This is a genomic window from Bacillus paramycoides (assembly GCF_038971285.1).
Taxonomy (GTDB): Bacteria; Bacillota; Bacilli; order Bacillales; family Bacillaceae_G; genus Bacillus_A.
The window spans coordinates 255,001-280,000 of the sequence record NZ_CP152427.1; the positions used below are offsets into that span (position 1 = coordinate 255,001).

Sequence of the window (25,000 nt, forward strand, 5' to 3'; positions counted from 1 at the left end):
GGCTGTAGTCGGTCCCAAGGGTTGGGCTGTTCGCCCATTAAAGCGGTACGCGAGCTGGGTTCAGAACGTCGTGAGACAGTTCGGTCCCTATCCGTCGTGGGCGTAGGAAATTTGAGAGGAGCTGTCCTTAGTACGAGAGGACCGGGATGGACGCACCGCTGGTGTACCAGTTGTTCTGCCAAGGGCATAGCTGGGTAGCTATGTGCGGAAGGGATAAGTGCTGAAAGCATCTAAGCATGAAGCCCCCCTCAAGATGAGATTTCCCATAGCGTAAGCTAGTAAGATCCCTGAAAGATGATCAGGTTGATAGGTTCGAGGTGGAAGCATGGTGACATGTGGAGCTGACGAATACTAATAGATCGAGGACTTAACCATATAATATGAAGCAATGTTATCTAGTTTTGAAGGAATATGCCTTCATAGTTTGGTGATGATGGCAGAGAGGTCACACCCGTTCCCATACCGAACACGGAAGTTAAGCTCTCTAGCGCCGATGGTAGTTGGGACCTTGTCCCTGTGAGAGTAGGACGTCGCCAAGCTATTTATATCATCGCGGGGTGGAGCAGCACGGTAGCTCGTCGGGCTCATAACCCGAAGGTCGCAGGTTCAAATCCTGTCCCCGCAACCAAATGGTCCCGTGGTGTAGTGGTTAACATGCCTGCCTGTCACGCAGGAGATCGCCGGTTCGACCCCGGTCGGGACCGCCATTTTATATAAAGAAAAGAACGAAACATGTTGTTTCGTATTTTTTTATTTGTTTTAACAAAAAACTAATAAAGACAGTCAAACTATCCTTAGGAAAACTCCTAAGGACTTTTTTATATATTCAAAACCTGTATAATAAAGAGCAGAGAACATTGTGAGTAAAGTAGGTGAAGTCTGTGAGTAAATATGAAATAACAACAAAATCATCTGAGGAAACACAAAGATTATCAGAAAAACTAGGTGAACTTGTAGAGGCACAAGATGTAATTATTTTAGAAGGAGATCTAGGGGCTGGTAAGACAACTTTTACAAAAGGACTAGCAAAGGGTCTTGGAGTGAAAAGAGTTGTAAATAGTCCTACCTTTAATATTATTAAAGAATATAAAGGAAGATTACCGCTATATCATATGGACGTGTATCGCTTAGCAGAAAGTGAAGAGGACTTAGGATTTGATGAATATTTCTACGGTGAAGGAATTACGGTAGTAGAATGGGCTCATTTAATAGAAGCATATTTACCAAATGAAAAGTTACAAATTAGTTTATTCCATGCTGGAGATGATACAAGGAAAATTGTACTCGAGCCGATTGGAGATCGCTATATTAGATTATGTGAGGAGCTATTACAAGATGAAAGTACTAGCAATTGATACTTCGAATTACGTAATGGGTGTATCCCTTATTGAAGAAGAAAATGTAATTGGGGAAATCATTACAAATTTAACAAAAAACCATTCTGTACGTCTTATGCCAGCTGTAGAACAACTATTGAAAGAGTGCGGTGTAAAACCGAAAGAATTAACTAAAATTGTTGTAGCTGCGGGACCTGGATCATATACAGGTGTTCGTATAGGTGTGACAGCTGCCAAAACATTGGCTTGGTCACTTCAAATACCAATTGTAGGTGTATCAAGTTTAGAAGTAGTAGCTGCAAATGGAGCTAATTTTGATGGATTAATCTGTCCTTTATTCGATGGAAGACGTGGACAAATCTATACTGGCTTATATACATATGAAGGAGAGGATTTAACTTCTATAGAAGAAGACCGAATCATCCTTATTGTAGACTGGTTGCAAATGTTAAAAGATAAAGGAAAGCCTGTTTTATTTATTGGTAACGATGTGAAATTGCACAAAGAAACAATTATCGAACATTTAGGCAATCAAGCTGTATTTGCTCCTTTCACTAAAAATAACCCAAGACCAAGTGAGGTAGCGTTCTTAGGATTACAAAAAGAAGAACAAGATGTACATTCATTTGTGCCTAGTTACCTTCGTTTAGCTGAAGCTGAAACAAAGTGGTTAGAAAGTCAAAACAAGTAGGAGCTTGCAGAGGATGGATATGATATTTAGAAAGATGGAACTCGATGATATCGCTCAAATTGTAGCTATTGAAGAAGCATCTTTTTCAACTCCTTGGACTGCAGATGCCTTTCACCGTGAGTTAACGATGAATGAACATGCACATTATGTTGTGCTAGAAAAAGATGGCCGTGTAATTGGGTATTGTGGATTGTGGATAATTATTGATGAATCACATATAACAAATATAGCTATTTTGCCAGAATATAGAGGTCATAAGCTAGGAGATGCTTTATTGAAAGAAGTTATTTCCGAAGCGAAAACTCTAGGAGTAAAAACGATGACACTTGAAGTACGTGTATCAAATGAAGTAGCAAAACAGTTATACAGAAAATACGGATTTCAAAATGGTGGAATTCGTAAACGATACTATGCAGACAATCAGGAAGATGGTCTCGTAATGTGGGTGAATATATAATGGGAAAAAATACGATTATACTTGGTATTGAAACAAGTTGTGATGAAACAGCAGTAGCAGTTGTTAAAAATGGAACGGAAGTTATTGCGAACGTCGTTGCATCACAAATTGAAAGTCATAAACGTTTTGGCGGTGTTGTACCAGAGATTGCATCTCGTCATCATGTAGAAGAAATTACAGTTGTGTTAGAAGAGGCCTTAAAAGAAGCAAATATCACATTTGATGATATTGATGCAATTGCTGTAACAGAAGGGCCTGGTTTAGTGGGAGCGCTTCTAATAGGAGTAAACGCAGCGAAAGCTGTGGCGTTTGCACATGATATCCCTCTAGTTGGTGTTCATCATATCGCTGGCCATATTTATGCGAACCGTTTAGTAAAAGAAGTTCAGTTCCCACTGTTATCACTTGTTGTATCTGGTGGACATACAGAGCTTGTCTATATGAAAGAACATGGTTCATTTGAAGTAATTGGGGAAACGAGAGATGATGCAGCAGGAGAGGCATATGATAAAGTAGCTCGTACGTTATCTATGCCATATCCAGGTGGTCCTCACATTGATCGTCTTGCACATGAAGGAGAACCGACAATCGATTTACCTCGTGCATGGCTAGAACCGGACTCGTATGATTTCAGTTTCAGTGGATTGAAATCAGCAGTTATCAACACTGTGCATAACGCAAAACAACGCGGAATAGAAATTGCACCGGAAGATTTAGCAGCAAGTTTCCAAGAGAGTGTAATTGACGTACTAGTAACGAAAGCGTCTCGTGCAGCGGATGCTTATAACGTAAAGCAAGTGCTTCTTGCTGGTGGAGTGGCTGCGAATAAAGGACTTCGTGCGCGTTTAGAAACAGAATTTGCCCAAAAAGACAATGTAGAGCTAATTATTCCTCCTTTATCTTTATGCACAGATAATGCAGCAATGATCGCAGCGGCAGGTACAATTGCATATGAACAAGGAAAACGAGCTACATTAGCTTTAAATGCAAATCCAGGATTAGATATTGAAGCATAGTTATACACAAAATTAACCACAGCTTGTGGATAAAACCCATATTATCTGTTGATAATATGGGTTTTATTGTGTATATAAAATGTGCATAACTTTTTTATTAATTGTGGGTAATGTGGAAAAAGTTATTTGGGTGTTTATTTTATAAAGGTGGATATGTGTATAAACTTGTGGATAAATCGGATGAAGTCTGACCTTTGAATGTATTCTTTTTCGGGAAATAAAAAACAAGAAGATATCTTTAAAAAACATTTTGAAATATGCTTTTATTATAGGGGACGCTAATATTGTCAAACCTTGTCGGTAAATCGATATGTTGTTTCGAATCTTTTATGCAATAGACGTTGAACTGGACTAGAGGATAAAAAGGATGCCCCATCGTCAATAATACCGATTAATGAGACACCCTTCTTATTACTACTCTTATAAATGCAACTCTTCCCATTCTGCCATACAAGCGTCAAGTTGCTCTTGTAATGTTTGTTTTTTCGTTGTAATTTCACTAGCCTTTTCGTAATCTGCATATATTTCTGGTAAGCAAAGTTGATCTTCTAACGTAGCAATTTCTTCTTCAAATTGTACAATGTTTTGTTCTAGTTCCTCAATTTTTCGAGTACGTTGACGCTCCAACTTTTTGCGCTCTTTTTCTTCGAGATAATTTAATTTTTCTTGTGCAACTGTCTTTTGAACGGGTGCTTCATCTTCTTGCTCTAATTCCGCACGTTCAATCATCTCATTTTTCTTTTCGACGTAGTAATCGTAATCCCCTAAATATTCTTGTGCACCTTCTGTTGATAGCTCAACAACAGTTGTCGTTACACGATTAATAAAGTAACGGTCATGTGAGACAAACAGAAGGGTACCTGGATAATCAATTAAAGCATTCTCCAAGATTTCTTTACTATTTAAATCAAGATGGTTCGTAGGCTCATCGAGAATTAATAAATTTGATTTTTGCATCATAAGTTTTGCAAGAGCTAACCGAGCCTTTTGTCCACCACTAAGAGAAGACACTGGTTTTAGTACATCGTCTCCTGTGAATAAGAAGTTGCCTAGTATTGTGCGAATTTCTTTTTCAGGCTGTAATGGATATTCATCCCATAATTCATTTAAAACTCGTTTAGAAGATGTTAAGTTAGCTTGTTCTTGATCATAATACCCAACAGATACATTGGATCCGAAAGAAACATCACCATGTAGTAGTGGTAACTTATTCACAATGGATTTTAATAATGTGGATTTTCCAATTCCGTTTGGGCCAACTAAAGCAACACTATCCCCGCGAGTTAAGCGCATTGTTACATGTTCAATAATCGGATCCTCATCATAGCCGATAGTTGCATCCTTTACTTGTAAAACATCATTTCCACTTTGTTTTTCGATATCGAAGTGGAAGGAAGCTGACTTAGAATCACCTAATGGTCTTGTTAATAGTTCCATACGGTCTAATTGTTTACGACGGCTTTGAGCGCGTTTTGTCGTAGATGCACGAGCTATATTTTTTTGAACGAAGTCCTCAAGCTTAGCGATTTCATCTTGTTGTTTTTCATAACGCTTCATTTCTTGCTCGTATAGTGCTGATTTCAAATCTAAATATTTACTGTAGTTACCAACAAATCGTCTGCTTTCTTTATTCGAAATTTCATATACTTGTGTAACGAGTTTGTCTAAGAAATAACGGTCATGGGAAACGATTAGTATTGCGCCAGGATAGCCTTGTAAATATTGTTCAAGCCATGTTAATGTTTCGATGTCTAAATGGTTTGTAGGCTCGTCCAAAATAAGTAAGTCTGGTTTCGTTAATAATAACTTACCGAGAGCTAATCGTGTCTTTTGTCCACCGCTTAATGTAGAAATCGTCGTCTGGTGCGTTTCAACTGGGAAGCCAAGACCACTTAAAATCGAGCGGATATCTGCTTCGTACTGATAGCCACCTTGATCTTTATAATCTAATTGTAATTGGTCATAATCAGCTAATAATCTTTCATATGTAGCCTCATTTGAAAAGTTTACTTCTTGTCCCATCTCTTGCTCTAGCCTTCGAAGTTTTGTCTCCATTTGCTGCAAGTGTGTAAAGACGGTTAACATTTCATCCCAAATTGTTAAAGACGTTTCTAAACCGGTATTTTGAGCTAAGTATCCGATTGAGACATCTTTCGGTTTTATAATTTCGCCACCATCATGGGATAGCTCACCAGCTATTATTTTTAATAACGTAGATTTTCCAGCTCCATTTCGTCCGACTAATGCGATACGATCTTTCGTTTGAACTTCCAATTTTATGTTTGCAAGAATCGTTTCTGCACCGTATAATTTCGAAAGCGCGTTTACTTGTAATAAAATCAATGTTTTCACCTCAAATAATTTCTTAACTTTGCCATGTTTATATTTCTCAATCATACTAAAAATAGTGTATAGTTTAAAATACAGAGAGAATACTTCTTCTTTCTATTATACAAGGAATTTAATAAGTGCTAAACTTCTGTATTTGATTAAAGCATATGAATAAAGATAGGAAGAGAGGAGAGGTTATATGGAGCAGCAGAAAATTCCACAAGCCACTGCTAAGAGATTGCCTCTATACTATCGATTTATCCAAAACTTATCTCTATCTGGTAAGCAACGTGTTTCATCAGCCGAATTAAGTGAAGCGGTAAAGGTTGATTCCGCAACTATTCGAAGAGATTTCTCATACTTTGGGGCGTTAGGGAAAAAAGGATATGGATATAACGTAAATTATTTATTATCATTTTTCCGTGAAACACTCGACCAAGATGATATAACACGTGTAGCGCTTATTGGAGTAGGTAATTTAGGGACCGCTTTCTTACATTATAATTTCACGAAAAACAATAATACAAAAATTGAAATGGCGTTTGACGTTAGTGAAGAGAAAGTAGGAACAGAAATCGGGGGCATTCCTGTATATCACTTAGATGAATTAGAAGAAAGATTATCAAATGATATACAAGTGGCAATATTAACAGTACCGGCTACAGTAGCACAATCTGTAGCAGATAGATTAGCTGAAACGAGTGTGCATGGTATTTTAAACTTCACACCAGCACGTTTAAATGTATCAGACAATATAAGAATTCATCATATTGATTTAGCAGTAGAGTTACAAACACTTGTTTACTTTTTAAAGAATTATCCACAATAAAACGCAGAGGAAGCGACCTCTGCGTTTTATTATTGTTTTTTCTTTGTGAATTTAACTAAGATAAGGCGAAGTGCCAAATTAAAATCAATTGTTGCCATAACTGCAAATAGTATTGTCCACATATTCCAGATTGTATCTGTTACGTTCGTAATGGCGAAGCGTGTAAAGATACATCCTAGAAGGAAGTACAATGCAGCCATGAACAATGGCGAGTTTCTCATACTAAAAATCCTCCGATAAAGCCTTGCATTTTTTCAGCTTCTTTAATCATTTCTTGAATGTGTTCATTACTCACTAAAACTTGAGCAACTGCAACTAATGTATTCATTGCAACATGGGCCGCAATTGGAACGATAATACGCTTCGTCTTTACATATAAAAAGGCAAATACGAGCCCCATTGCAGTGTATACCAATAAGTGAGTGAAATCAAAATGAATTGCTGCGAATACGAGAGAACTAATGATAGCAGCAATAAAGAAGTTAAACTTCTTATAAAGTGTACCAAATAAAATTTTTCTAAACACGATTTCTTCTAAAATAGGTCCGATTATAGATATAACAATTAGGAACCAAGGAGTAGTTCTTGCGATATCCATAAGCCTCGCTGTGTTTTCAGATCCAGGTTTAATACCTAATACATACATTTCAATCATACCAGCAATACTTTGTGAGAAAAATGCTAAGAAGAATCCGATAAAAATCCATCCAATTGTAGCTGGAACAGTAGACCGCGTTTTATCTAAATGTCTATCACGAATATCTGTTCTAAGTAACCAAAGCACGATACATAATGCAATAAAGAAGCTAATGATTGCCCAGTGGCCAGTTATGAGTTGGAATTTCTCCTCCCTAGTAAATCCTCTGTTATCATAAAGTCCAGTTTTCAGGAGAAGCGGTAATCCAGCTATGGATGATAACTGCATTAAAATGTATGTAACGATAACCCACCAATATTGTTTTTTCAAATGGTTTAACCATCCTTTCTACCTCTAGTGTATGAGATAAGGTAGGATAACATGTACATATGCTACCTACGATATAAACCTTACGTAAATTATGTTTTTTTCGTAAATCCTTACTTGAAATTATAATAGAAGACAGGAGAAAGTTGTGTGTGTAGCGAAAACAACTTAGGGTGTCCTTTCATATTGTAACATACGAGTAGTGGAAACAACGATTCATATAGTAAAGGTAGAAGAAGAGAGAATCTATATAGAAAAGTGTATAACTTAATTTGCGAAAAAATTATGATTTTTTTACTTGCAAAAGAAATTGAGATTATTTATTATTATAAGTGTGTTAGCACTCGGGTGACCTGAGTGCTAATAAATAAAATTTACATAACAAAATGAGGAGGTTATTGTTCATGCTAAAGCCATTAGGTGATCGCGTTGTAATTGAGCTTGTTCAAGCGGAAGAAAAAACAGCAAGTGGTATTGTATTACCAGACACAGCAAAAGAAAAACCACAAGAGGGTAAAGTTATTGCAGTAGGTACTGGTCGAGTGCTTGAAAATGGTGAGCGTGTTGCTTTAGAGGTAGCAGCAGGTGATCTTATCATCTTCTCAAAATATGCAGGTACTGAAGTGAAATACGAAGGTACAGACTACTTGATTTTACGTGAAAGTGACATTTTAGCAGTTATCGGTTAATTATATAAATCTTAAAAAATCCAAGGGGGTCAATTATTATGGCAAAAGATATTAAATTTAGTGAAGAAGCACGTCGTTCGATGCTTCGCGGTGTCGACACTCTTGCAAACGCAGTAAAAGTAACGCTTGGACCAAAAGGTCGTAACGTTGTTCTTGAGAAAAAATTCGGTTCACCACTTATTACAAATGACGGTGTAACAATCGCAAAAGAAATTGAATTAGAAGATGCATTCGAAAACATGGGTGCAAAATTAGTAGCAGAAGTTGCTAGCAAAACAAACGATGTAGCTGGTGACGGAACAACAACTGCAACTGTATTAGCACAAGCTATGATTCGTGAAGGTCTTAAAAACGTAACAGCTGGTGCGAACCCAATGGGTCTTCGTAAAGGTATCGAAAAAGCTGTTACTGCTGCAATCGAAGAATTAAAAACGATTTCTAAACCAATCGAAGGTAAATCTTCAATCGCACAAGTAGCTGCTATTTCTGCGGCTGACGAAGAAGTAGGTCAATTAATCGCTGAAGCAATGGAGCGCGTTGGTAACGACGGCGTTATTACTTTAGAAGAATCTAAAGGATTCACAACAGAATTAGACGTAGTAGAAGGTATGCAATTTGATCGTGGATATGCATCTCCTTACATGATTACTGATTCTGACAAAATGGAAGCAGTTCTTGATAACCCATACATCTTAATCACTGACAAAAAGATTTCTAACATTCAAGAAATCTTACCAGTATTAGAGCAAGTGGTACAACAAGGTAAACCGCTTCTTATCATTGCTGAAGATGTAGAAGGCGAAGCGTTAGCTACATTAGTAGTGAACAAACTTCGTGGTACATTCAATGTAGTAGCTGTTAAAGCTCCTGGATTTGGTGACCGTCGTAAAGCAATGCTAGAAGATATCGCAATCTTAACTGGTGGCGAAGTAATCACTGAAGAATTAGGTCGTGACTTAAAATCTGCTACAGTTGAATCTTTAGGACGCGCTGGTAAAGTTGTTGTAACGAAAGAAAACACAACTGTAGTTGAAGGTGTAGGAAGCACACAACAAATCGAAGCTCGCATCGGTCAAATCCGTGCGCAATTAGAAGAAACAACTTCTGAATTCGATCGTGAAAAATTACAAGAGCGTCTTGCAAAACTTGCAGGTGGCGTAGCAGTAATTAAAGTAGGTGCAGCAACTGAAACTGAGTTAAAAGAGCGCAAACTTCGCATTGAAGATGCACTTAACTCAACTCGTGCAGCAGTAGAAGAAGGTATCGTTGCAGGTGGTGGTACTTCACTTATGAACGTATACACAAAAGTAGCTTCTATCGTAGCTGAAGGCGACGAAGCAACAGGTATCAACATCGTACTTCGTGCACTAGAAGAGCCAGTTCGTCAAATCGCAATCAACGCTGGTCTGGAAGGATCTGTAGTTGTAGAGCGTCTAAAAGGCGAAAAAGTAGGCGTTGGTTTCAACGCAGCAACTGGCGAGTGGGTTAACATGCTTGAAACTGGTATCGTAGATCCAGCTAAAGTAACTCGCTCTGCACTTCAAAACGCAGCATCTGTTGCAGCTATGTTCTTAACAACTGAAGCTGTAGTAGCTGACAAACCAGAACCAAATGCACCAGCAATGCCTGACATGGGCGGCATGGGCATGGGCGGTATGGGCGGAATGATGTAATTCCGTTTGCTCGAAAAACATCCATTTCTATATAGAAATGGATGTTTTTTTGTGTTTTTTAGAAAAGGAAATGAATTTCTGTAGAATTTTGTCGCTTTCTCTCTTGACCATATAGATACTTCATTGTTAGAATCTAGGAAGATAATATAAAACGATCCTTCATATATCCTCAAAGATAAGGTTTGAGAGTCTCTACCGGGTTACCGTAAACAACCTGACTATGAAGGCAGTGTGTCTTATATTTATAAAGAGCGGAAGACTATCTTTCTTTATAAAGCCAGACCCTGCCTTTTCTTTGTTATGAGACTAGAGGCGGAGGACTGGCTTTTTTTATTATATTGGTAATGCTTTTCGCCGAATTGGTGAAAATATTTATATACGAGAACTAACGTTGAGGTGATTATTTTGAAGAAGCAGCACGATACAATTATCGTTTTAGATTTTGGGAGTCAGTACAATCAGTTAATAGCACGTCGAATTCGTGAGTTCGGTGTATACAGTGAACTTCATCCACATACAATTACTGCGGAAGAAATTAAAGCAATGAATCCAAAAGGGATTATCTTCTCTGGTGGACCAAATAGTGTATACGGTGAAGGTGCATTACATTGTGATGAAAAAATCTTTGAACTAGGATTACCGATCTTCGGTATTTGTTACGGTATGCAGCTTATGACACAACACTTCGGTGGGAAAGTAGAACGTGCAAACCACCGTGAGTACGGAAAAGCTGTTCTTAAAGTAGAGAACGAATCAAAATTATATGCAAACCTTCCAGAAGAGCAAGTTGTATGGATGAGCCATGGTGACTTAGTAACTGGTTTACCTGAAGGATTCGTAGTAGATGCAACAAGTGAGTCTTGTCCAATTGCTGGTATGAGCAATGAAGCGAAAAACTTATACGGTGTACAATTCCACCCAGAAGTACGTCACTCTGAGCACGGTAACGATTTAATTAAAAACTTCGTATTCGGCGTATGTGGTTGTTCTGAAGGATGGAACATGGAGAACTTTATCGAAGTAGAATTAGAGAAAATCCGTGAAACTGTTGGAGACAAAAAAGTTCTATGCGCACTTAGCGGCGGTGTAGACTCTTCTGTTGTAGCAGTATTAATTCATAAAGCAATCGGTGATCAGTTAACATGTATTTTCGTTGACCACGGTTTACTTCGTAAAGGCGAAGCAGAAGGCGTTATGAAAACATTTAGTGAAGGCTTCCACATGAACGTTATTAAAGTGGATGCAAAAGAACGCTTCATGAACAAGTTAAAAGGTGTAGAAGATCCAGAGCAAAAACGTAAAATCATCGGTAACGAATTCATTTATGTATTTGATGATGAAGCTTCTAAGTTAGAAGGAATGGACTTCTTAGCACAAGGTACACTTTACACAGATATCGTTGAAAGTGGTACAGCAACTGCACAAACAATTAAATCTCACCATAACGTTGGTGGACTTCCAGAAGACATGCAGTTCAAACTAATTGAGCCTTTAAACACGTTATTTAAAGATGAAGTACGTGTATTAGGATCTGAACTAGGAATTCCTGATGAAATCGTATGGCGTCAACCATTCCCAGGTCCTGGTCTTGGTATCCGCGTATTAGGTGAAATCACAGAAGAGAAATTAGAAATCGTTCGTGAATCTGATGCGATTTTACGTGAAGAAATTATTAAAGCAGGATTAGACCGCGAAATCTGGCAATACTTCACTGCGCTTCCTGGTATGCGTAGCGTAGGTGTTATGGGTGACGAGCGTACTTACGATTACACAGTAGGTATTCGTGCGGTAACATCTATTGACGGTATGACAGCTGACTGGGCACGTATCCCTTGGGACGTATTAGAGAAAATATCTGTACGTATCGTAAACGAAGTGAAACACGTTAACCGTATCGTGTATGATGTAACGAGTAAGCCACCAGCAACAATTGAGTGGGAATAAGACATTAAATTAATAATATTTGTGAAGCCTATCTTAAAGCGTTTTTTAACTTGTTAAATGTTTTAAATGCTTGATTTATGATAGTGTTCACCACCAAAAGACCCCCCAAGATATATTTCTTGGGGGGTTAATTGATAAGTGTGTGTATTCAATGATTTTTCTACTAAATTGTGAAATCACCATATTGGTGGTAAAATGACACGTAATAGGATGTTTATTTATAGGAGGCAATTTTATGAGAATGACAATTACATTATCTATTGAAGCAAAAGAGAACTTAACAAAGTTGCAAAAATTGATTAGTGAAGAATCTGGAGGAGGGAAAGTAACTCAAGGTTTTGCTATTGGATATGCACTAAAAAATCAAGTTGAACTAATGGAAAAGAAGAAAAAAGAAGAAAAATAAATAATAAAACAAAGGTTAATCATTTTAGATTAGCCTTTTTATTTTGCCTTTTTCGAGAACAAATATTTATTTTCAATAGTAACTCACCAAAAAATCACGCAAATATATGTATTTTTGGTGTTGACCAGGTGAATTTATGGTGATAATATTATTTCAACGCAATTTGGTGACTATTTGCGTGATTAAAGTTAGTGAGGGAGGTATTAATTGAAATGCTTGAAGAAGAATTTGAAAATTTGTCAGATGAGGAACAACTTGAAGTCATTGAGTATTTAGATGAGTATATGGAATCTGTAGCTATCGGAAACGGTGATTATCACATTGGTGATAATGGAGAAATTGTAATTGAAGATTAATTTTAAAAAGAAGAAAGGAAAATAGTATGACGACAAAAGAGAAAAAATTCCAAAGACTGTTAGAAAAGAGGATGAAAAGAGCAATGAAGCAATTAGATTTAATTGCGAATCTTTCCTCAGGTAGATATGCTTGTTCCGTATTTGAAGTTAGCAAATTGGTTGACCAATTGGACTCAAAAGTCAAATACATTGATGGATTATTTCAAAAACGTTTATTACTTAATTCTAAGAAAAAATAGAACGGGGGCTAATTCCCGTTCTTAAATTAATCACGATACGGAGAGGTGAATATTTTGAGAAAGAACCAAGTGACAATTGTTATAGATAGATTCAGTGATGAAGCTAAAAACGGACAGAATAAGCAGACAATACTTGTTTATTGTGATTCCAATAATATTTGGGAAGCTCTTAACGGTGCTTTTTATGAAGTAGTAAGTGAAGTGATAAAAGGTCAAAATCTTCCTAGCTTTGGGCGAAGAGAGCACTATAAAGAAAGGGTTACTGATTTCTTTGATAGGGAAGGTATTAACTGTGAGAATAGAAATACAGAGGGAAATAGCCAATCCTCAGAACCGATTGATTGGCTGCTTGAAAATGGGTTCCTAATTGAATGGGATGTGTTTGCGAAAGAAGCGACCGGATCTGAAATTGAAAAAATTAAAGAACGAATGCCTAAAGGAAGTCAGTTACATTTAGATTTGAAAGAAGTGGCTAATAAAGCGATATATCCTAATGGCAGTACTAGAGGTGTCTCATATGAGTTCTTGGTAAAAATTTTAGCGGGGTTTTCATCAGTGTGGGACAAAGGAAACTAAGCTAATAAGATTTGAAAGGAGCAATCCATGAAGCGAAATGCACTTACAAACATAATCAATAAAAGAAACGATGATTGGCAAGAGGTTGTATATCCACAAAGGAAAAATAAATTATTAAAATATTTCTTTGTAATATTCATCCTTATGCTGACGGTTTTCTTTGTGAAGGTGTCAAACTCTATCCCCCCACTAATAATTGATATTCCTGTGATTCATGGCTATATGAGTTTCAATAGCTTCGTTGATGTACTAATAGTAGTTCTTTGGGTGGTATCTATTTATAAAAGTATTAGATTCTACTTTGACTTTGTTAAGGGCCATAAGTCATGGATTGCTAATAATCTAGCCTATATGATTCATTCGATAAAATTGTTTGATGAAACTGTAGTTGAGGTTGAGGAAGATGGGAAAAAAGTAAAAGAACGAATAATTGAGAGAGTTATTCAAATTTATTTCAAAGAGGATAACGAAAAAGTATATGTACGAATAGCAAGAAATGGTGACCGATTTACAAAAGAAGCTACCAATCTTGGCGAAAACCTCGAAGCTACTTTAGGAATGGAACTAGAATCAATAAATATAACCGTTAACTATGTTGATTATGCTTTCTTAAAATATAAAGACGAACGAATTAACCTAGCTTCAGCAATAAGTAAATCAAATGATTCAGATGAAATTAGAATTACTGGAAATATATCTTACGAACTCCACAAGGTAGTACACTCACTTGTAGTCGGAGGGACTGGATCGGGCAAGTCGTTCTTTATTTTGGGAAAAATAGTTTCTTACTTGAATTTATCTCCTCAAGCTGATTTAAGAATTGTTGACCCTAAAAAAGCAGACTTGAGCCTTTTGCGTTTCGTTACGGGATTTGAAGAGAAAGTTGCTACAGAAGCCAATCAAATATGCAAAATGCTAAGAGAAGTCGTTGGATTAATGGAAGAACGTTATTCTGAATATTTCGATAATATGTCGGCTTTTGGTAAAACCTATAGGGACTTTAACTTGCCTATTGTCATTGTCATTTTTGATGAATTTTCAGCTTTTATGCATTCTGTAGATAAGAAAATTGCTAAAGAAGCTCTAGATTACGTTTTTCAAATCGTTATGAAAGGCAGACAAGCAGGCGTCATGATAGAAATACTTATGCAACGTCCTTCAGCAGATGACCTGCCTACGAATATAAGGGCACAGATGGGTTTTAAAGCAGGTTTAGGTGCTATGGACTCAATTGGCTATAACATGATATTTGATACCAATAACGTTGAATATAAGACGGTTACAGAGAAAGGTGGTGGATATATTCAACTGGATGGCATTCACACTGCCCCAGTCTATTTTGAAACTCCATATATAGACAAAGACTTTGACTTTATAGCAGAAATAGAAAAATTGATGGGAAATCAGCAAATGACGGATACCCCTAAATAAAGTGATTTCATCAATCAAAAAAATTGAGTGTAACTTTTTGCGAGGGTTTCGGTGGCGACGTTAGTCGACAAACGGAGTGGTAAGAAACGCTCGTGAAAAGTTATGCCCTGTTGGGCGTTCTTTGCCCAACACTTATAAATAACCAAAATTAGTGAAGCGACCAGTGGGTAACACTGGTGAATCTCCCTCAATAGAAGTTGCGAAACTCTTTGGGGCTCTAAGTCTGGAGCGTTACTCAAAATCCCGGGAGTTCGGGATTTCAAAATGATAAAAAGGAGTTTTAAAATATGGGAAAATTAATTTTAAAATCGTCAATATTACATTCTTTAAATGACTCGGAAAATGTTGAATTAGGTGATTTTCGCTTTGATATTAAACAATTTAAAGTTCCTACAGCAATGTTAGTGCAAAAAGATGGTTTTTCTACTCGAATTGAAAAAGAAAAGAATCTAAATGGTGAGCTAGTTGAAACAGGTAAGTATGCAATAACTTTTAAAGTTTACGATAGACCATTTATTGAGCTTGTATTACAAAATGGTGGTACTGAAATTGGCTCGCCTATTACTGTAGTTATTGAAAAACAAGATAGCCTACCTATCTTTGATGATTATGAAGATGGTGAATTTATTCCAATTTCTTTTACAGGTCTTAAAGTAAAACCTAAAAAGGTGCAAAAGAAAACATTTGTCGGACAAGGTAAGCCAATGATCGATACATGGCAGTATGCAGAACTTAAAATTGAAGCTGATAGTTACACTATTGGTGAAGTACATGAGTCAAAAGCGAAGTAATCAGTGCTTAATTGATTACCTTCGTTGTTCAATTCCAAATAGTGGGTTGCCGGCAGTCGCTGATGAAGTTTTAGGAATCCCTATTTCTGAATTTTCTTCAGAGATTAAGGGGTCTCCATATCCCACTTATGATATGTGCATTAGCTTTGCGAATATAAAGCTTCATTCTTCACGAAGTCATAGTAGTGTTCTTATAGATATGTCTGGGCAAGCGTGTAGACAATATGAAGAATACATGTCGAGGGTTGATGGTTGGCATTGGTACAAATTTATATCAGTTATTTTAGAAATACAAGGTAAGGTATCAAGAATAGATTTGGCTTTAGATATTTTTGATGATTCTACTCCATCTGTAAAAGCGTTGCAGGATTATGTGAAACGAGGACAATTAAGTACGAAAAGTCATAAATTTATTGAAATAAATAGTGGTAGGATTCTTGATGGGAAATTGACCGGTTTTACATTGTATATTGGTGCATCTCCGCAAATATTACGAATCTATGATAAGAAACAAGAAAGAAGAGATAATGCAGATGAAGTTGTAAATGTTGAAAAGTGGGTCAGATGGGAACTAGAGCTGACCGGAAATAAAGCGATGCAAGTTGCTCTTCAAATATCGAATGGGAAACCACTTAATACTATAGTTAAAGGTATTTTATCAGCTCATTATAGTTTCAAGACACAACCTAAGAGTGCTAGTGATTTACATAATAAAAATAGACTTCCTACAATGAGATGGTGGCAAAAATTTGTAGATGGTATTGAGGCAATTCCCTTAAAAGTAAAGCGTGAAAAGCTCACTTTAAAGAAAAAGAAAAATTGGGTTGAAAATGCTACAGTAAAATCAATCAGTATGCTCTATGAGTCATTTAGGCGTGTATATGGTGAAAAATATGCTGAGCTTTATTTGAAAGAGTTAATACATATGGGGAAAGAAAAAATTACTGAGTCCGACCAAACATTAATTGAGCAACGTGTTTTAGAACTTATGAGTGAGGATGAATATTAGCGTGGAAAGGGGTTGTTGTGATGGGTACAACAATATGTAAAGATGATTTAATTAGACTAGGATATAAGAAATATCAAGCTATTTCACTAATTAGGCAAGCAAAAGCAATCATGGTGCAAAAAGGTTGTCCGTATTATAACAACAAAAGACTAGGAAGAGTACCGAGGGATGTGGTTGAATCCATTTTAGGAGTTTCTCTTATAACAGAAATGAGTAATTCCTAATGAAGAATAGAACGCAGCAAACAACGAAATACCCTGGTGTATATGTTGATGATAAAGGGAATTTCTTTTATCAATCAGAATTTGGCATTGATCGGATTACAGGAAAACGAATACGAAAAAAAGGAAGAAAAGACGTTAATGGAAAGCCCTTTTCTTCCGCGTTCGAGGCTAACAAAGAGTTAACTCGATTAAAGAGAGAATATCATAAAGTCAATAGCTACGCTAATTATAAAATGACTTACGAGCAATTTATGAATACTGTGTATATACCGTATTATCAAACAGACGTTGAAGAAAGTACCTTTTCTATTAAGCAAAGAATATTGGAAAAGGTTAGAGATAGGTTTGCTTCTATTCCTCTCCGCTCTATTTCAGTGGAGGACGTACAAAATTTTCGTACATGGTTATTAACAAGTCAAGAAAATGGGGGAGCTGGGTATGCTCAGTCCTATGCTAGTCTAATTTTTGGAGTGTTTCGCAAAAGTTTAGATAAAGCGGTAGAAATGCAATACTTGGAGCATAATGTTTCGAAAAAAGTTAAAGCAATCCCAAAAGGAAAAGCAATTGTACCATATTGGGACAAGCTAGAATTTCAAAAAGTGATAAATCAAATCTATATTGGTAATTTTTATGAACATTTAAATTTCGTTATGTTGTGGGTCTATTATATGACAGGAATTCGTGTGAATGAAGGAACAGCTTTATACTGGAATGACATTGATTTAACAAAGAAACGTATACGGGTTCATCATATGCTTATTATGAAAAACAGAACGGATTGGAAACGAAATTCATATACGAAAACAGAAGATGGAAAGAGAATAATAGCACTGGATGATGACACTATCAAAATTTTAAATGACTGGAGAAGTAGGCAAACAGAGATTGGCTTAGGTAAGGAAAGAGATTTTGTGTTTAGTTATGATGGTCTACCAATGATTAAATCAACGATATCTCGAATTATTGAGCGATATTCTAAACTTGCAGGAGTAAAAAAGATACAAGCAAAGGGATTGCGTCATTCTCATGCTTCATACCTTATTAATGAATTTAATGTATCGGTGCTCGTTTTATCTCAACGTATGGGTCATTCAAGTCCAGAGATTACTTTAAAACACTATGCTCATATGTGGAGTGGTGCTGATACTGCAATTGCTGATGCAATGACTGGAAATATTGAAATCAAAACAGCTGAACGGACAAAAATTAAATTTAATGGTAATCAAGCATTAAATAAAAGTAATGTAAGAGGGTAACTTTATTTAGAGGGAAAAAACGTTAGGACGTTCGGAATGTTCAAGTAGTTGGAGCAAAGATAAGATAGAAAGTCCTTATTCGATTTAATGACAAATCTAATATTAGTTTAAGTGAACCGTATTATAAGTAAATGAGAAATGTATAGGGAGGTGAAAGCCCCTCTATACATTTTTTTTATGCCTCTATGAGGAATAAAAAATGAGTGTGCGTTAACTTATTGCCCCGGGTAATGGTTATGCTAGTAAAGTGTATTTTTTCATCGTAGTTTTTACATCTTTAGTATTTTATAAGATTATTCTATGGAATATTATTGCTGAATTTGTTCCTATGCAGAGGTTGAATTTCTTTAATCTCAACATAGGAAACCTTCTCGTCTTCAAGCTCGATATAATACATAACACTAATGGTAATGATTATATATTTTTCCATAATTATTGTATTACCAATATACTAGAGATAAAATAGAGATAAGATATAAAAAGTAAGAGTTTTGGGATTATTGGAATATGTACGTTAAACTATTTCAGAAAACATAGAGGGACTTAGTACATTCAGTAATTAGTAATAGATAAATAAGGCGAAAATAATTGAATGGGTTTAAATAAGAGGAGGTTCATCATGTATTTACCTATTATGAAAAATCGAAATGAGGAATTAAGAGTTATTAATAACATGAGTTATCTTTTCAGTGACTCAATGATTCCTTTAATTGAAATAATTAGAGATGAGTATGATGTTAAATATAGAACGGATGAAAGTACAGGTGAGTATATTTATGAAGAAAAACCTGGTAGTAAAAGGAGAAAGAGGATAAAATTAGAACCAACAGAAGAGGATATAATTACATTAGAAAAAATTGAACAAAGACTTAACGGAAAAAAGGGATTCATTGATTTCTTTAGGTTTAATGAAGGTGAATATGACAATAAAGTGTTCAAAGGAATTGAATTGTCATTTACATTGAGTAGGGATTTTAACTACTATAAAAAAAGGTTACTACAAATAGGAAAGTTCGACAAATTATATCCTGTTATTTCTATTAAAGACGGTTTTAATATAAGTGAGCAGGATCTAATAAATCTAACAACCGAACTAAAAAGAGATAATTCTTCGATAGCAATTAGAATAACAGATTTATATTTAGAGGACTATACGGAATTTATAGAGGATTATTTAACGGAAAATGATTTTGTTATGTTGGATATAAGGAATCAACATGTTGACTCTAAATTTATTGAATTAGAAGAATTTAAAGATTTAGATACGGATGCTACTAAAATATTACTTAATTCTCCTAGATCAAGGAATTATAAAAATGGGGACTACGAAGATTGTGAATTCACCGAAAAAATAGAAAATAAAGTTGCAATAAAGTATGCAGAATATGAATTTGATGGCTTCGGGGACTTTGGTGGGTTAAAAGACGACTTACCTACAGATGCTGGTGGAAATGGAACAGGAGCAGCACTCGGGTTAATGTATTTAAAGGAAAAAAATGCCTTTTATTCAATGGTAAACTATGATACAAAAATGGGTGTGAGAGGATTTGAGTTTGTTAGAAGTAAAGTAATTGATAAATTACATCTTCTTGATAGTGACAGTGATTGTGTAGCAGTTAAAAGAATTAAAGATATGGAAGAAAGATATGGAAATTGGGGTACATGGAGTAATCTTACATTAACCAGGTATATTCATCAGCAAGCAAAAAATAAATAGTATACCTTTAAAGGTATACTATTTTAGGTGATAATGTATTCTTAAAAAACCATTGATAATCTATTTCTAGAATATCAGAGCTATTTTCTACCAGGAAGCTCCATTTATGATGAAATTTATTTTTTAAGCATAATTTGAAGATTTTATTAATTTCTTTTTTAGTTTTGTTATCAATTATTAAACTAATCATAGCCTCTTTAGTTTCAAGGATGGGACAGTCAAAGAAGATTTTAAGATCTCTTTTTGTTAAGACTGATAGTTGAGAAAAAGCTGAAATATATTTTGATTTAGCAGCACTTCGAACTTTTTTAAAAACATATTTACCTGTTCGAGTGACGTAATAAGTGTAAATACCACACTCATTTGGAACGTAATTAATCATACTTTTAAGGTTATGGACTGAACATATTAAATATACCTTTTCAAAGACTTTGAAATAGTCTTTCATTTGTTGGTCTAATCTTTTTGGAGTATCCAGTTCAGTTTTTATTTCAAAAGCTGTACTAGTGCTATTTATTTTGCATAAATCCAATCTGCTATTCCCTACGTTCAATTCAAAAATAGAAACATGATTATTTGTTTTAAAGAGGACATTGTTAATAAAAGTGGCTTTTACTGTAGTCTCATTTGGGTAATATTGCAGCAGAAACTTATTAATAAATTCTCTGGGTGTTAAATTATTTTTGAATTGATCGGTTGGTATTTGACCTTCAAATGTTTTTAAGACTTTATTCTTTACAGCCTCATTACTGAGAAATGTAGAATATTGTGTTGATAATAATTGGGCATATTTATAGTAGTTCTTCTCTTGCATATTTCGCACTCCTATTCTATGTCAATTATAATACATAGAGTTGATGCTAGTCCACTTGAGTCAGATTGACCGCATAGGTTAATTTGTGTTAAGTTTTTTTTAATTTATAAGGGGGATACAAATGGAAATATCATATGCCACTACGAGGTTGGAAAAAATATTAACCAATGAACGAAAGATACAAAAACAATATACAGCATTTTATAAAAAAATTATAAATAGAATGTCTGAGATAAGGGCTGCAAATAATTTGGATGAAATCCCTCACGTTCCCCCACCCCGTCGGCATAAACTAGAAGGGAATTATAGCGATTGTTGGGGAGTTGATATCTCTAAGAACTTTCGTATTGTATTAAAACCAACTGGGGATTGGGATGAATCGGACTTAACAACAATAAATAAAATAACAATTTTATCTATTGGAGATTATCATTAGAAGGGAGGTACTTTTTATGGGTAACGAATTTATAGTGCATACAGGTTCCATTATAAGAGAATATTTAGATGAATTGGGAATAAGTCAGAAGGAATGTGCTAAGCGAATTGGAGTTAGTGAAAAAAACTTCTCCAATCTGCTGAACGGAAAAAGCAGCCTTACTGAAGAAGTAGCAATACAGTTAGAAAACATAATCCAGGGTATCCCGGCCTCTTATTGGCTGAACTATGAAAATAAATATCAAGAACAATTAAAAAGAGAAGAAATATATTCTCTCTCCTATAGCATAGATCAATTAAAAGCATTTTCGAGCAGGTTTAAATTTAACACTATATTTCATGGATTAGATTGGGATTTAGTTAAACAAGCAAATGAAATGTTAAAAATCCTAAGGATTAATCGTTTTGAACAGTTTGATGAAGTATATTCTAGTTTTAATGTTGATTTTATGGAAGATGGCGGAGAAACTGAAGCTATAGCTATTTGGTTGAATTTAGCGAGAGAAGAGGTAGAAATTCAAAACAAGGATTTGTCAGATAAAATTTATAGTGAAGAAAAGTTAATCGAAGATGTTAATAAGTTCAAATTACTTTCCTTGAATAATGATTATAAGAAATCTTTGCAAAGCGCTAGGAAATTATTAAATCGTCATGGTATTTATTTAGTGTTTTATGATGCATTAGAAAACAGTAAAGTTAGAGGTGCACTTACAACATATGAGAATAATCCGGCTATTTATCTTACTGGAAGATTTAAAACACACGACCATGTATGGTTTGCTTTGATGCATGAAATAGGGCATCTTATCAAACATTATATACCTAATGAACCTATTGTCACTTTTGAGAATGAATTAGAATTAAGATCTAATAATGATATAAAAGAAGAGGAAGCAAATGAATTTGCTAGAGATTTTTTCATTAATAAATCTGAGTATAAAGAGTTTGTAAAAATAGGGAACTTTAATGAAAAAAGTATCCATGCTTTTGCTAAATCACAAGAGGTCCTTCCAGGGATAGTTGTAGCTAGGTTACAACACGATGGTTATATTAGTTTTGAAAAATTAAATCATTTAAAAAATCGATGAGTAGGATATTTAGAAAGCTTATTGAGACCTAGAGAAGATTCAACTTTGAATATTATTACAAAAAATCTATTTTATTAGATGTTTTAGAAGACTCAGGTTAGAAAAAGAACAGCGTATATTTAATGGACTATGAGGTTAGTCTAATTTATTGGATCTAATATTATGATGAACAGTATCACAAGTGGAGGTTTAGCTTGCTGAATGATTGGTGATTGTATTTCCCACCAAACACACCACCAAAACGATGAAATTTTTCAAGAAGTGCTGTCATTTAAAGAAACAGGAAATACTGTCTACTATTGAGTGGGAATAGTATTATAATAAAAGATCCATCTATTGCACATGCATAGATGGATCTTTTGTATTTTTGTTATTAACACGAACGAAATTATAAAAGTTTGTAAAAATGTTCGTTTTTAAATTGACAAAACTATTTTGTCGAGTTAATATGAGTATGTAATTCAAACGAAAAGTGAATATTATGCCGTCGTATAATATCGGGGATATGGCCCGAAAGTTTCTACCTAGCTACCGTAAATGGCTTGACTACGAGGCGTTTTTATAAAGGTGAGGAGAATCTTATCTTTATTCATAGAACGCTTCCATGTATGTGCAATGGAAGCCTTTTTTATTTCTAATAAATAAAAGAGGGCTAGGAGATTACGGCGAGTAATCATATAACGGGGGAAACGTAAGATGAAACGCTATTTTCAGTTTGATGAACTCGGCACGAATTATAAAACAGAGTTCATAGCGGGTTTAACGACATTTTTATCTATGGCTTACGTACTATTTGTCAATCCTGCTACGCTGTCACTTGGAAATGTTAAAGGGTTACCGGCAGGTACAGGAATGGATCCAGGTGCAGTATTCGTTGCTACAGCATTAGCAGCGGCAATTGGTTCGTTAATTATGGGGATTTTCGCGAAGTATCCGATTGCTTTGGCACCGGGTATGGGAATTAACGCATTCTTTGCTTATACAGCAGTGTTAACGATGGGTATTCCTTGGCAAACAGCAATTGCTGGAACGTTAATGTCAGGTATTATCTTCATTATTCTTACAGCTTCAGGTATTCGTGAAAAAATTATTAATGCGATTCCATCAGAGTTAAAGTTTGCAGTAGCGGCAGGTATCGGATTGTTCATCGCTTTCCTTGGATTCCAAAATGCCGGAATTATTGTGAAAAATGATGCTGTTCTTGTTGGATTGGGGGATTTAACAAAGGGCACAACGTTATTAGCAATCTTCGGAGTTGTTACGACAATCATCTTCATGATTAAGAAAGTTAATGGTGCAGTATTCTACGGTATGATTCTTACAGCGATCTTAGGAGTGGCAACAGGATTGATTGATACGCCAAAAGCTGTAGTGGGAGCAATACCGAGTCTAGAACCAACGTTCGGTGTAGCGTTAACGCACTTCGGAGATATTTTCACTGTCCAAATGGTGATTGTTATTATTACGTTCTTCTTCATCGATTTCTTTGATACAGCAGGTACACTTGTAGCGGTTGCGAATCAAGCGGGATTAATGAAGAATAATAAATTACCACGTGCAGGAAAAGCGTTATTCGCAGATGCGATTGCAACTGTAATCGGTGCGATTTTAGGTACATCAACAACAACGTCTTATATTGAATCTTCTGCTGGGGTAGCAGCGGGTGGACGTTCTGGATTTACAGCAGTTGTAACAGCAGGGTTTTTCTTGTTGGCACTATTCTTCTCGCCATTATTAAGCGTTGTAACACCAGCTGTAACGGCACCAGCTTTAATTATTGTGGGAATCTTAATGGTTTCATCTTTAGGCGAAATTGATTGGAAAAAATTCGAAATTGCAGTACCAGCATTCTTTACTATCATTTCAATGCCGCTTACGTATAGTATCGCAACAGGAATTGCAATTGGTTTTATCTTCTATCCAATTACAATGGTAGTAAGTGGACGTCGTAAAGAGATTCATCCAATTATGTATGTTATGGGAGTTTTATTCGTACTATATTTCATCTACGTTCGTAAATAAAAGGGGTTTTTTGAAAGGTCTAGACTTAAGGGGAGTCTAGACCTTTTTTGCGTCTTCAGAAAATCTTAAGGATTTCCGAGCGTTTTTCTTCAGAAGTTTTCCTATAATAGAAGTTAGGGATTAAAAAAGTGATGGGGGAGATATTGTGGCACACGAAACAATACTTGTCGTAGATGATGAAAAAGAAATTAGGAATCTTATTACAATCTATTTAAAGAATGAAGGATATAAAGTACTGCAAGCAGGAGACGGAGAAGAAGGATTACGTTTACTAGAAGAAAATGAAGTACATCTAGTCGTATTAGATATTATGATGCCGAAAGTAGACGGCATTCATATGTGTATGAAAGTAAGGGAAGAAAAAGAAATGCCAATTATTATGCTTTCCGCAAAAACGCAAGATATGGATAAGATTTTAGGGTTAACAACGGGTGCAGATGATTATGTAACGAAACCATTTAATCCGTTAGAGTTAATCGCAAGAATTAAATCTCAGTTACGCCGTTATATGAAAATGAATGGTTTCGCTATACAAAATGAGGACGAGCTAGAAATTGGAGAGATGAAAATAAACATCTCGACCCATAAAGTTATTATGGACGGAGAAGAAGTGAAACTGACCCCAAGGGAATTTTCAATTCTAGAATTACTAGCTCGTAATCCGGGTATGGTCTTTAGCGCGGAACAAATTTATGAAAAGGTTTG

General features: G+C 35.5%; 26 protein-coding genes, 2 tRNA genes, 2 rRNA genes and 2 riboswitches (2 of these 32 running past the window's edge). Of the genes, 26 read left to right on the forward strand and 4 right to left on the reverse strand.

Annotated elements, in window-relative coordinates:
- The 8 genes from AAG068_RS01465 to tsaD form a co-directional block, all read left to right on the forward strand.
- Positions 1-375: ribosomal RNA gene (locus AAG068_RS01465) — 23S ribosomal RNA — on the forward strand (it extends 2,548 nt beyond the left edge of the window).
- Positions 376-423: 48 nt separating this feature from the next.
- A 5S ribosomal RNA gene (gene rrf, locus AAG068_RS01470) occupies positions 424-539 on the forward strand.
- A 12-nt stretch (positions 540-551) separates the two neighbouring features.
- Positions 552-628, forward strand: a tRNA-Met gene (locus AAG068_RS01475).
- 3 nt (positions 629-631) lie between these two features.
- A tRNA-Asp gene (locus AAG068_RS01480) sits at positions 632-707 on the forward strand.
- Between the two features lie 174 nt (positions 708-881).
- Positions 882-1,355, forward strand: coding sequence for a tRNA (adenosine(37)-N6)-threonylcarbamoyltransferase complex ATPase subunit type 1 TsaE (gene tsaE / locus AAG068_RS01485; protein WP_342716683.1), 474 nt, complete (start codon positions 882-884; stop codon positions 1,353-1,355).
- Positions 1,336-2,028: a tRNA (adenosine(37)-N6)-threonylcarbamoyltransferase complex dimerization subunit type 1 TsaB gene (gene tsaB / locus AAG068_RS01490; protein ID WP_342716685.1), complete on the forward strand. Its 693-nt coding sequence runs from the start codon at positions 1,336-1,338 to the stop codon at positions 2,026-2,028. Before tsaE ends, tsaB begins: the two co-directional genes overlap by 20 nt.
- 13 nt (positions 2,029-2,041) lie before the next feature.
- On the forward strand, positions 2,042-2,485 hold the full coding sequence (rimI, locus tag AAG068_RS01495; protein WP_342716686.1) for a ribosomal protein S18-alanine N-acetyltransferase: 444 nt from the start codon (positions 2,042-2,044) through the stop codon (positions 2,483-2,485).
- Positions 2,485-3,501 carry a tRNA (adenosine(37)-N6)-threonylcarbamoyltransferase complex transferase subunit TsaD gene (tsaD, locus tag AAG068_RS01500; protein ID WP_342716687.1) on the forward strand — a complete coding sequence of 339 codons (1,017 nt, stop codon included), beginning with the start codon at positions 2,485-2,487 and terminating at the stop codon, positions 3,499-3,501. The genes rimI and tsaD overlap by 1 nt, the downstream gene beginning before the upstream one ends.
- Before the next feature lie 420 nt (positions 3,502-3,921).
- Here tsaD and AAG068_RS01505 read toward each other — a convergent pair whose 3' ends face one another.
- Positions 3,922-5,844, reverse strand: coding sequence for an ABC-F family ATP-binding cassette domain-containing protein (locus AAG068_RS01505; RefSeq protein ID WP_342719696.1), 1,923 nt, complete (start codon positions 5,842-5,844; stop codon positions 3,922-3,924).
- A 187-nt stretch (positions 5,845-6,031) separates the two neighbouring features.
- On the opposite strand from AAG068_RS01505, the gene AAG068_RS01510 reads away from it, so the two are divergent.
- On the forward strand, positions 6,032-6,661 hold the full coding sequence (locus tag AAG068_RS01510) for a redox-sensing transcriptional repressor Rex (protein WP_048528493.1): 630 nt from the start codon (positions 6,032-6,034) through the stop codon (positions 6,659-6,661).
- 29 nt (positions 6,662-6,690) lie between these two features.
- Here the strand turns inward: AAG068_RS01510 and AAG068_RS01515 are convergent, their stop codons facing one another.
- Positions 6,691-6,882, reverse strand: a complete 192-nt coding sequence (locus AAG068_RS01515) for a YdiK family protein (protein WP_001246201.1) — start codon at positions 6,880-6,882, stop codon at positions 6,691-6,693.
- Complete coding sequence (locus AAG068_RS01520; protein WP_048528492.1) at positions 6,879-7,628, reverse strand: CPBP family intramembrane glutamic endopeptidase; 750 nt, start codon at positions 7,626-7,628, stop codon at positions 6,879-6,881. The genes AAG068_RS01515 and AAG068_RS01520 overlap by 4 nt, the downstream gene beginning before the upstream one ends.
- 401 nt (positions 7,629-8,029) lie before the next feature.
- On the opposite strand from AAG068_RS01520, the gene groES reads away from it, so the two are divergent.
- From groES to AAG068_RS01585, 13 genes are all read left to right on the forward strand, one after another.
- A complete protein-coding gene (groES, locus tag AAG068_RS01525; protein WP_000917306.1) occupies positions 8,030-8,314 on the forward strand; it encodes a co-chaperone GroES in 285 nt (94 codons plus the stop codon).
- A 38-nt stretch (positions 8,315-8,352) separates the two neighbouring features.
- On the forward strand, positions 8,353-9,987 hold the full coding sequence (gene groL, locus AAG068_RS01530) for a chaperonin GroEL (protein ID WP_098760501.1): 1,635 nt from the start codon (positions 8,353-8,355) through the stop codon (positions 9,985-9,987).
- 139 nt (positions 9,988-10,126) lie between these two features.
- Positions 10,127-10,228, forward strand: a riboswitch (purine riboswitch).
- Between the two features lie 164 nt (positions 10,229-10,392).
- The gene (guaA, locus tag AAG068_RS01535) at positions 10,393-11,931 is read left to right on the forward strand and encodes a glutamine-hydrolyzing GMP synthase (protein ID WP_428845981.1); all 1,539 of its coding nucleotides are present in this window, start codon (positions 10,393-10,395) and stop codon (positions 11,929-11,931) included.
- A gap of 235 nt (positions 11,932-12,166) precedes the next feature.
- The gene (locus AAG068_RS01540; protein WP_162837641.1) at positions 12,167-12,337 is read left to right on the forward strand and encodes a hypothetical protein; all 171 of its coding nucleotides are present in this window, start codon (positions 12,167-12,169) and stop codon (positions 12,335-12,337) included.
- 212 nt (positions 12,338-12,549) lie between these two features.
- A complete protein-coding gene (locus AAG068_RS01545; RefSeq protein ID WP_170958533.1) occupies positions 12,550-12,693 on the forward strand; it encodes a hypothetical protein in 144 nt (47 codons plus the stop codon).
- A gap of 26 nt (positions 12,694-12,719) precedes the next feature.
- The gene (locus AAG068_RS01550; RefSeq protein ID WP_053445792.1) at positions 12,720-12,932 is read left to right on the forward strand and encodes a hypothetical protein; all 213 of its coding nucleotides are present in this window, start codon (positions 12,720-12,722) and stop codon (positions 12,930-12,932) included.
- A gap of 54 nt (positions 12,933-12,986) precedes the next feature.
- Positions 12,987-13,508, forward strand: coding sequence for a hypothetical protein (locus tag AAG068_RS01555; protein ID WP_342716688.1), 522 nt, complete (start codon positions 12,987-12,989; stop codon positions 13,506-13,508).
- A 27-nt stretch (positions 13,509-13,535) separates the two neighbouring features.
- Positions 13,536-14,939 (forward strand): FtsK/SpoIIIE domain-containing protein, encoded by a 1,404-nt coding sequence (locus AAG068_RS01560; RefSeq protein ID WP_342716689.1) that lies wholly within the window; start codon positions 13,536-13,538, stop codon positions 14,937-14,939.
- Positions 14,940-15,226: 287 nt separating this feature from the next.
- Positions 15,227-15,730 (forward strand): peptidase, encoded by a 504-nt coding sequence (locus AAG068_RS01565; RefSeq protein ID WP_342716690.1) that lies wholly within the window; start codon positions 15,227-15,229, stop codon positions 15,728-15,730.
- Positions 15,711-16,739: a replication initiation factor domain-containing protein gene (locus AAG068_RS01570; protein ID WP_342716691.1), complete on the forward strand. Its 1,029-nt coding sequence runs from the start codon at positions 15,711-15,713 to the stop codon at positions 16,737-16,739. Before AAG068_RS01565 ends, AAG068_RS01570 begins: the two co-directional genes overlap by 20 nt.
- 20 nt (positions 16,740-16,759) lie before the next feature.
- Positions 16,760-16,963 (forward strand): DUF3173 domain-containing protein, encoded by a 204-nt coding sequence (locus AAG068_RS01575; protein ID WP_016119021.1) that lies wholly within the window; start codon positions 16,760-16,762, stop codon positions 16,961-16,963.
- The gene (locus AAG068_RS01580) at positions 16,963-18,219 is read left to right on the forward strand and encodes a tyrosine-type recombinase/integrase (protein ID WP_098365412.1); all 1,257 of its coding nucleotides are present in this window, start codon (positions 16,963-16,965) and stop codon (positions 18,217-18,219) included. Before AAG068_RS01575 ends, AAG068_RS01580 begins: the two co-directional genes overlap by 1 nt.
- Positions 18,220-18,838: 619 nt before the next feature.
- The gene (locus AAG068_RS01585; protein WP_342716696.1) at positions 18,839-19,936 is read left to right on the forward strand and encodes a beta family protein; all 1,098 of its coding nucleotides are present in this window, start codon (positions 18,839-18,841) and stop codon (positions 19,934-19,936) included.
- 7 nt (positions 19,937-19,943) lie between these two features.
- On the opposite strand, the gene AAG068_RS01590 is transcribed toward AAG068_RS01585, so the two are convergent.
- Entirely contained in the window at positions 19,944-20,750 is an 807-nt protein-coding gene (locus AAG068_RS01590; protein WP_342716698.1) for a sce7726 family protein, read from the reverse strand.
- Positions 20,751-20,871: 121 nt separating this feature from the next.
- Here AAG068_RS01590 and AAG068_RS01595 point away from each other — a divergent pair, with 121 nt between their 5' ends.
- The 4 genes from AAG068_RS01595 to AAG068_RS01610 all read left to right on the forward strand — a co-directional run.
- Positions 20,872-21,186, forward strand: a complete 315-nt coding sequence (locus AAG068_RS01595; RefSeq protein WP_342716700.1) for a type II toxin-antitoxin system RelE/ParE family toxin — start codon at positions 20,872-20,874, stop codon at positions 21,184-21,186.
- Between the two features lie 16 nt (positions 21,187-21,202).
- Positions 21,203-22,273, forward strand: a complete 1,071-nt coding sequence (locus tag AAG068_RS01600) for a HigA family addiction module antitoxin (RefSeq protein ID WP_342716702.1) — start codon at positions 21,203-21,205, stop codon at positions 22,271-22,273.
- 467 nt (positions 22,274-22,740) lie between these two features.
- Positions 22,741-22,842, forward strand: a riboswitch (purine riboswitch).
- Positions 22,843-22,969: 127 nt separating this feature from the next.
- A complete protein-coding gene (locus AAG068_RS01605; protein WP_000833097.1) occupies positions 22,970-24,295 on the forward strand; it encodes an NCS2 family permease in 1,326 nt (441 codons plus the stop codon).
- Positions 24,296-24,440: 145 nt separating this feature from the next.
- A protein-coding gene (locus tag AAG068_RS01610) for a response regulator transcription factor (RefSeq protein ID WP_342716707.1) crosses the window boundary here: on the forward strand, positions 24,441-25,000 show its 5' portion. 142 nt of this gene lie beyond the right edge of the window; the window shows 560 of its 702 coding nt (coding positions 1-560); its start codon is at positions 24,441-24,443; its stop codon lies beyond the right edge, outside the window.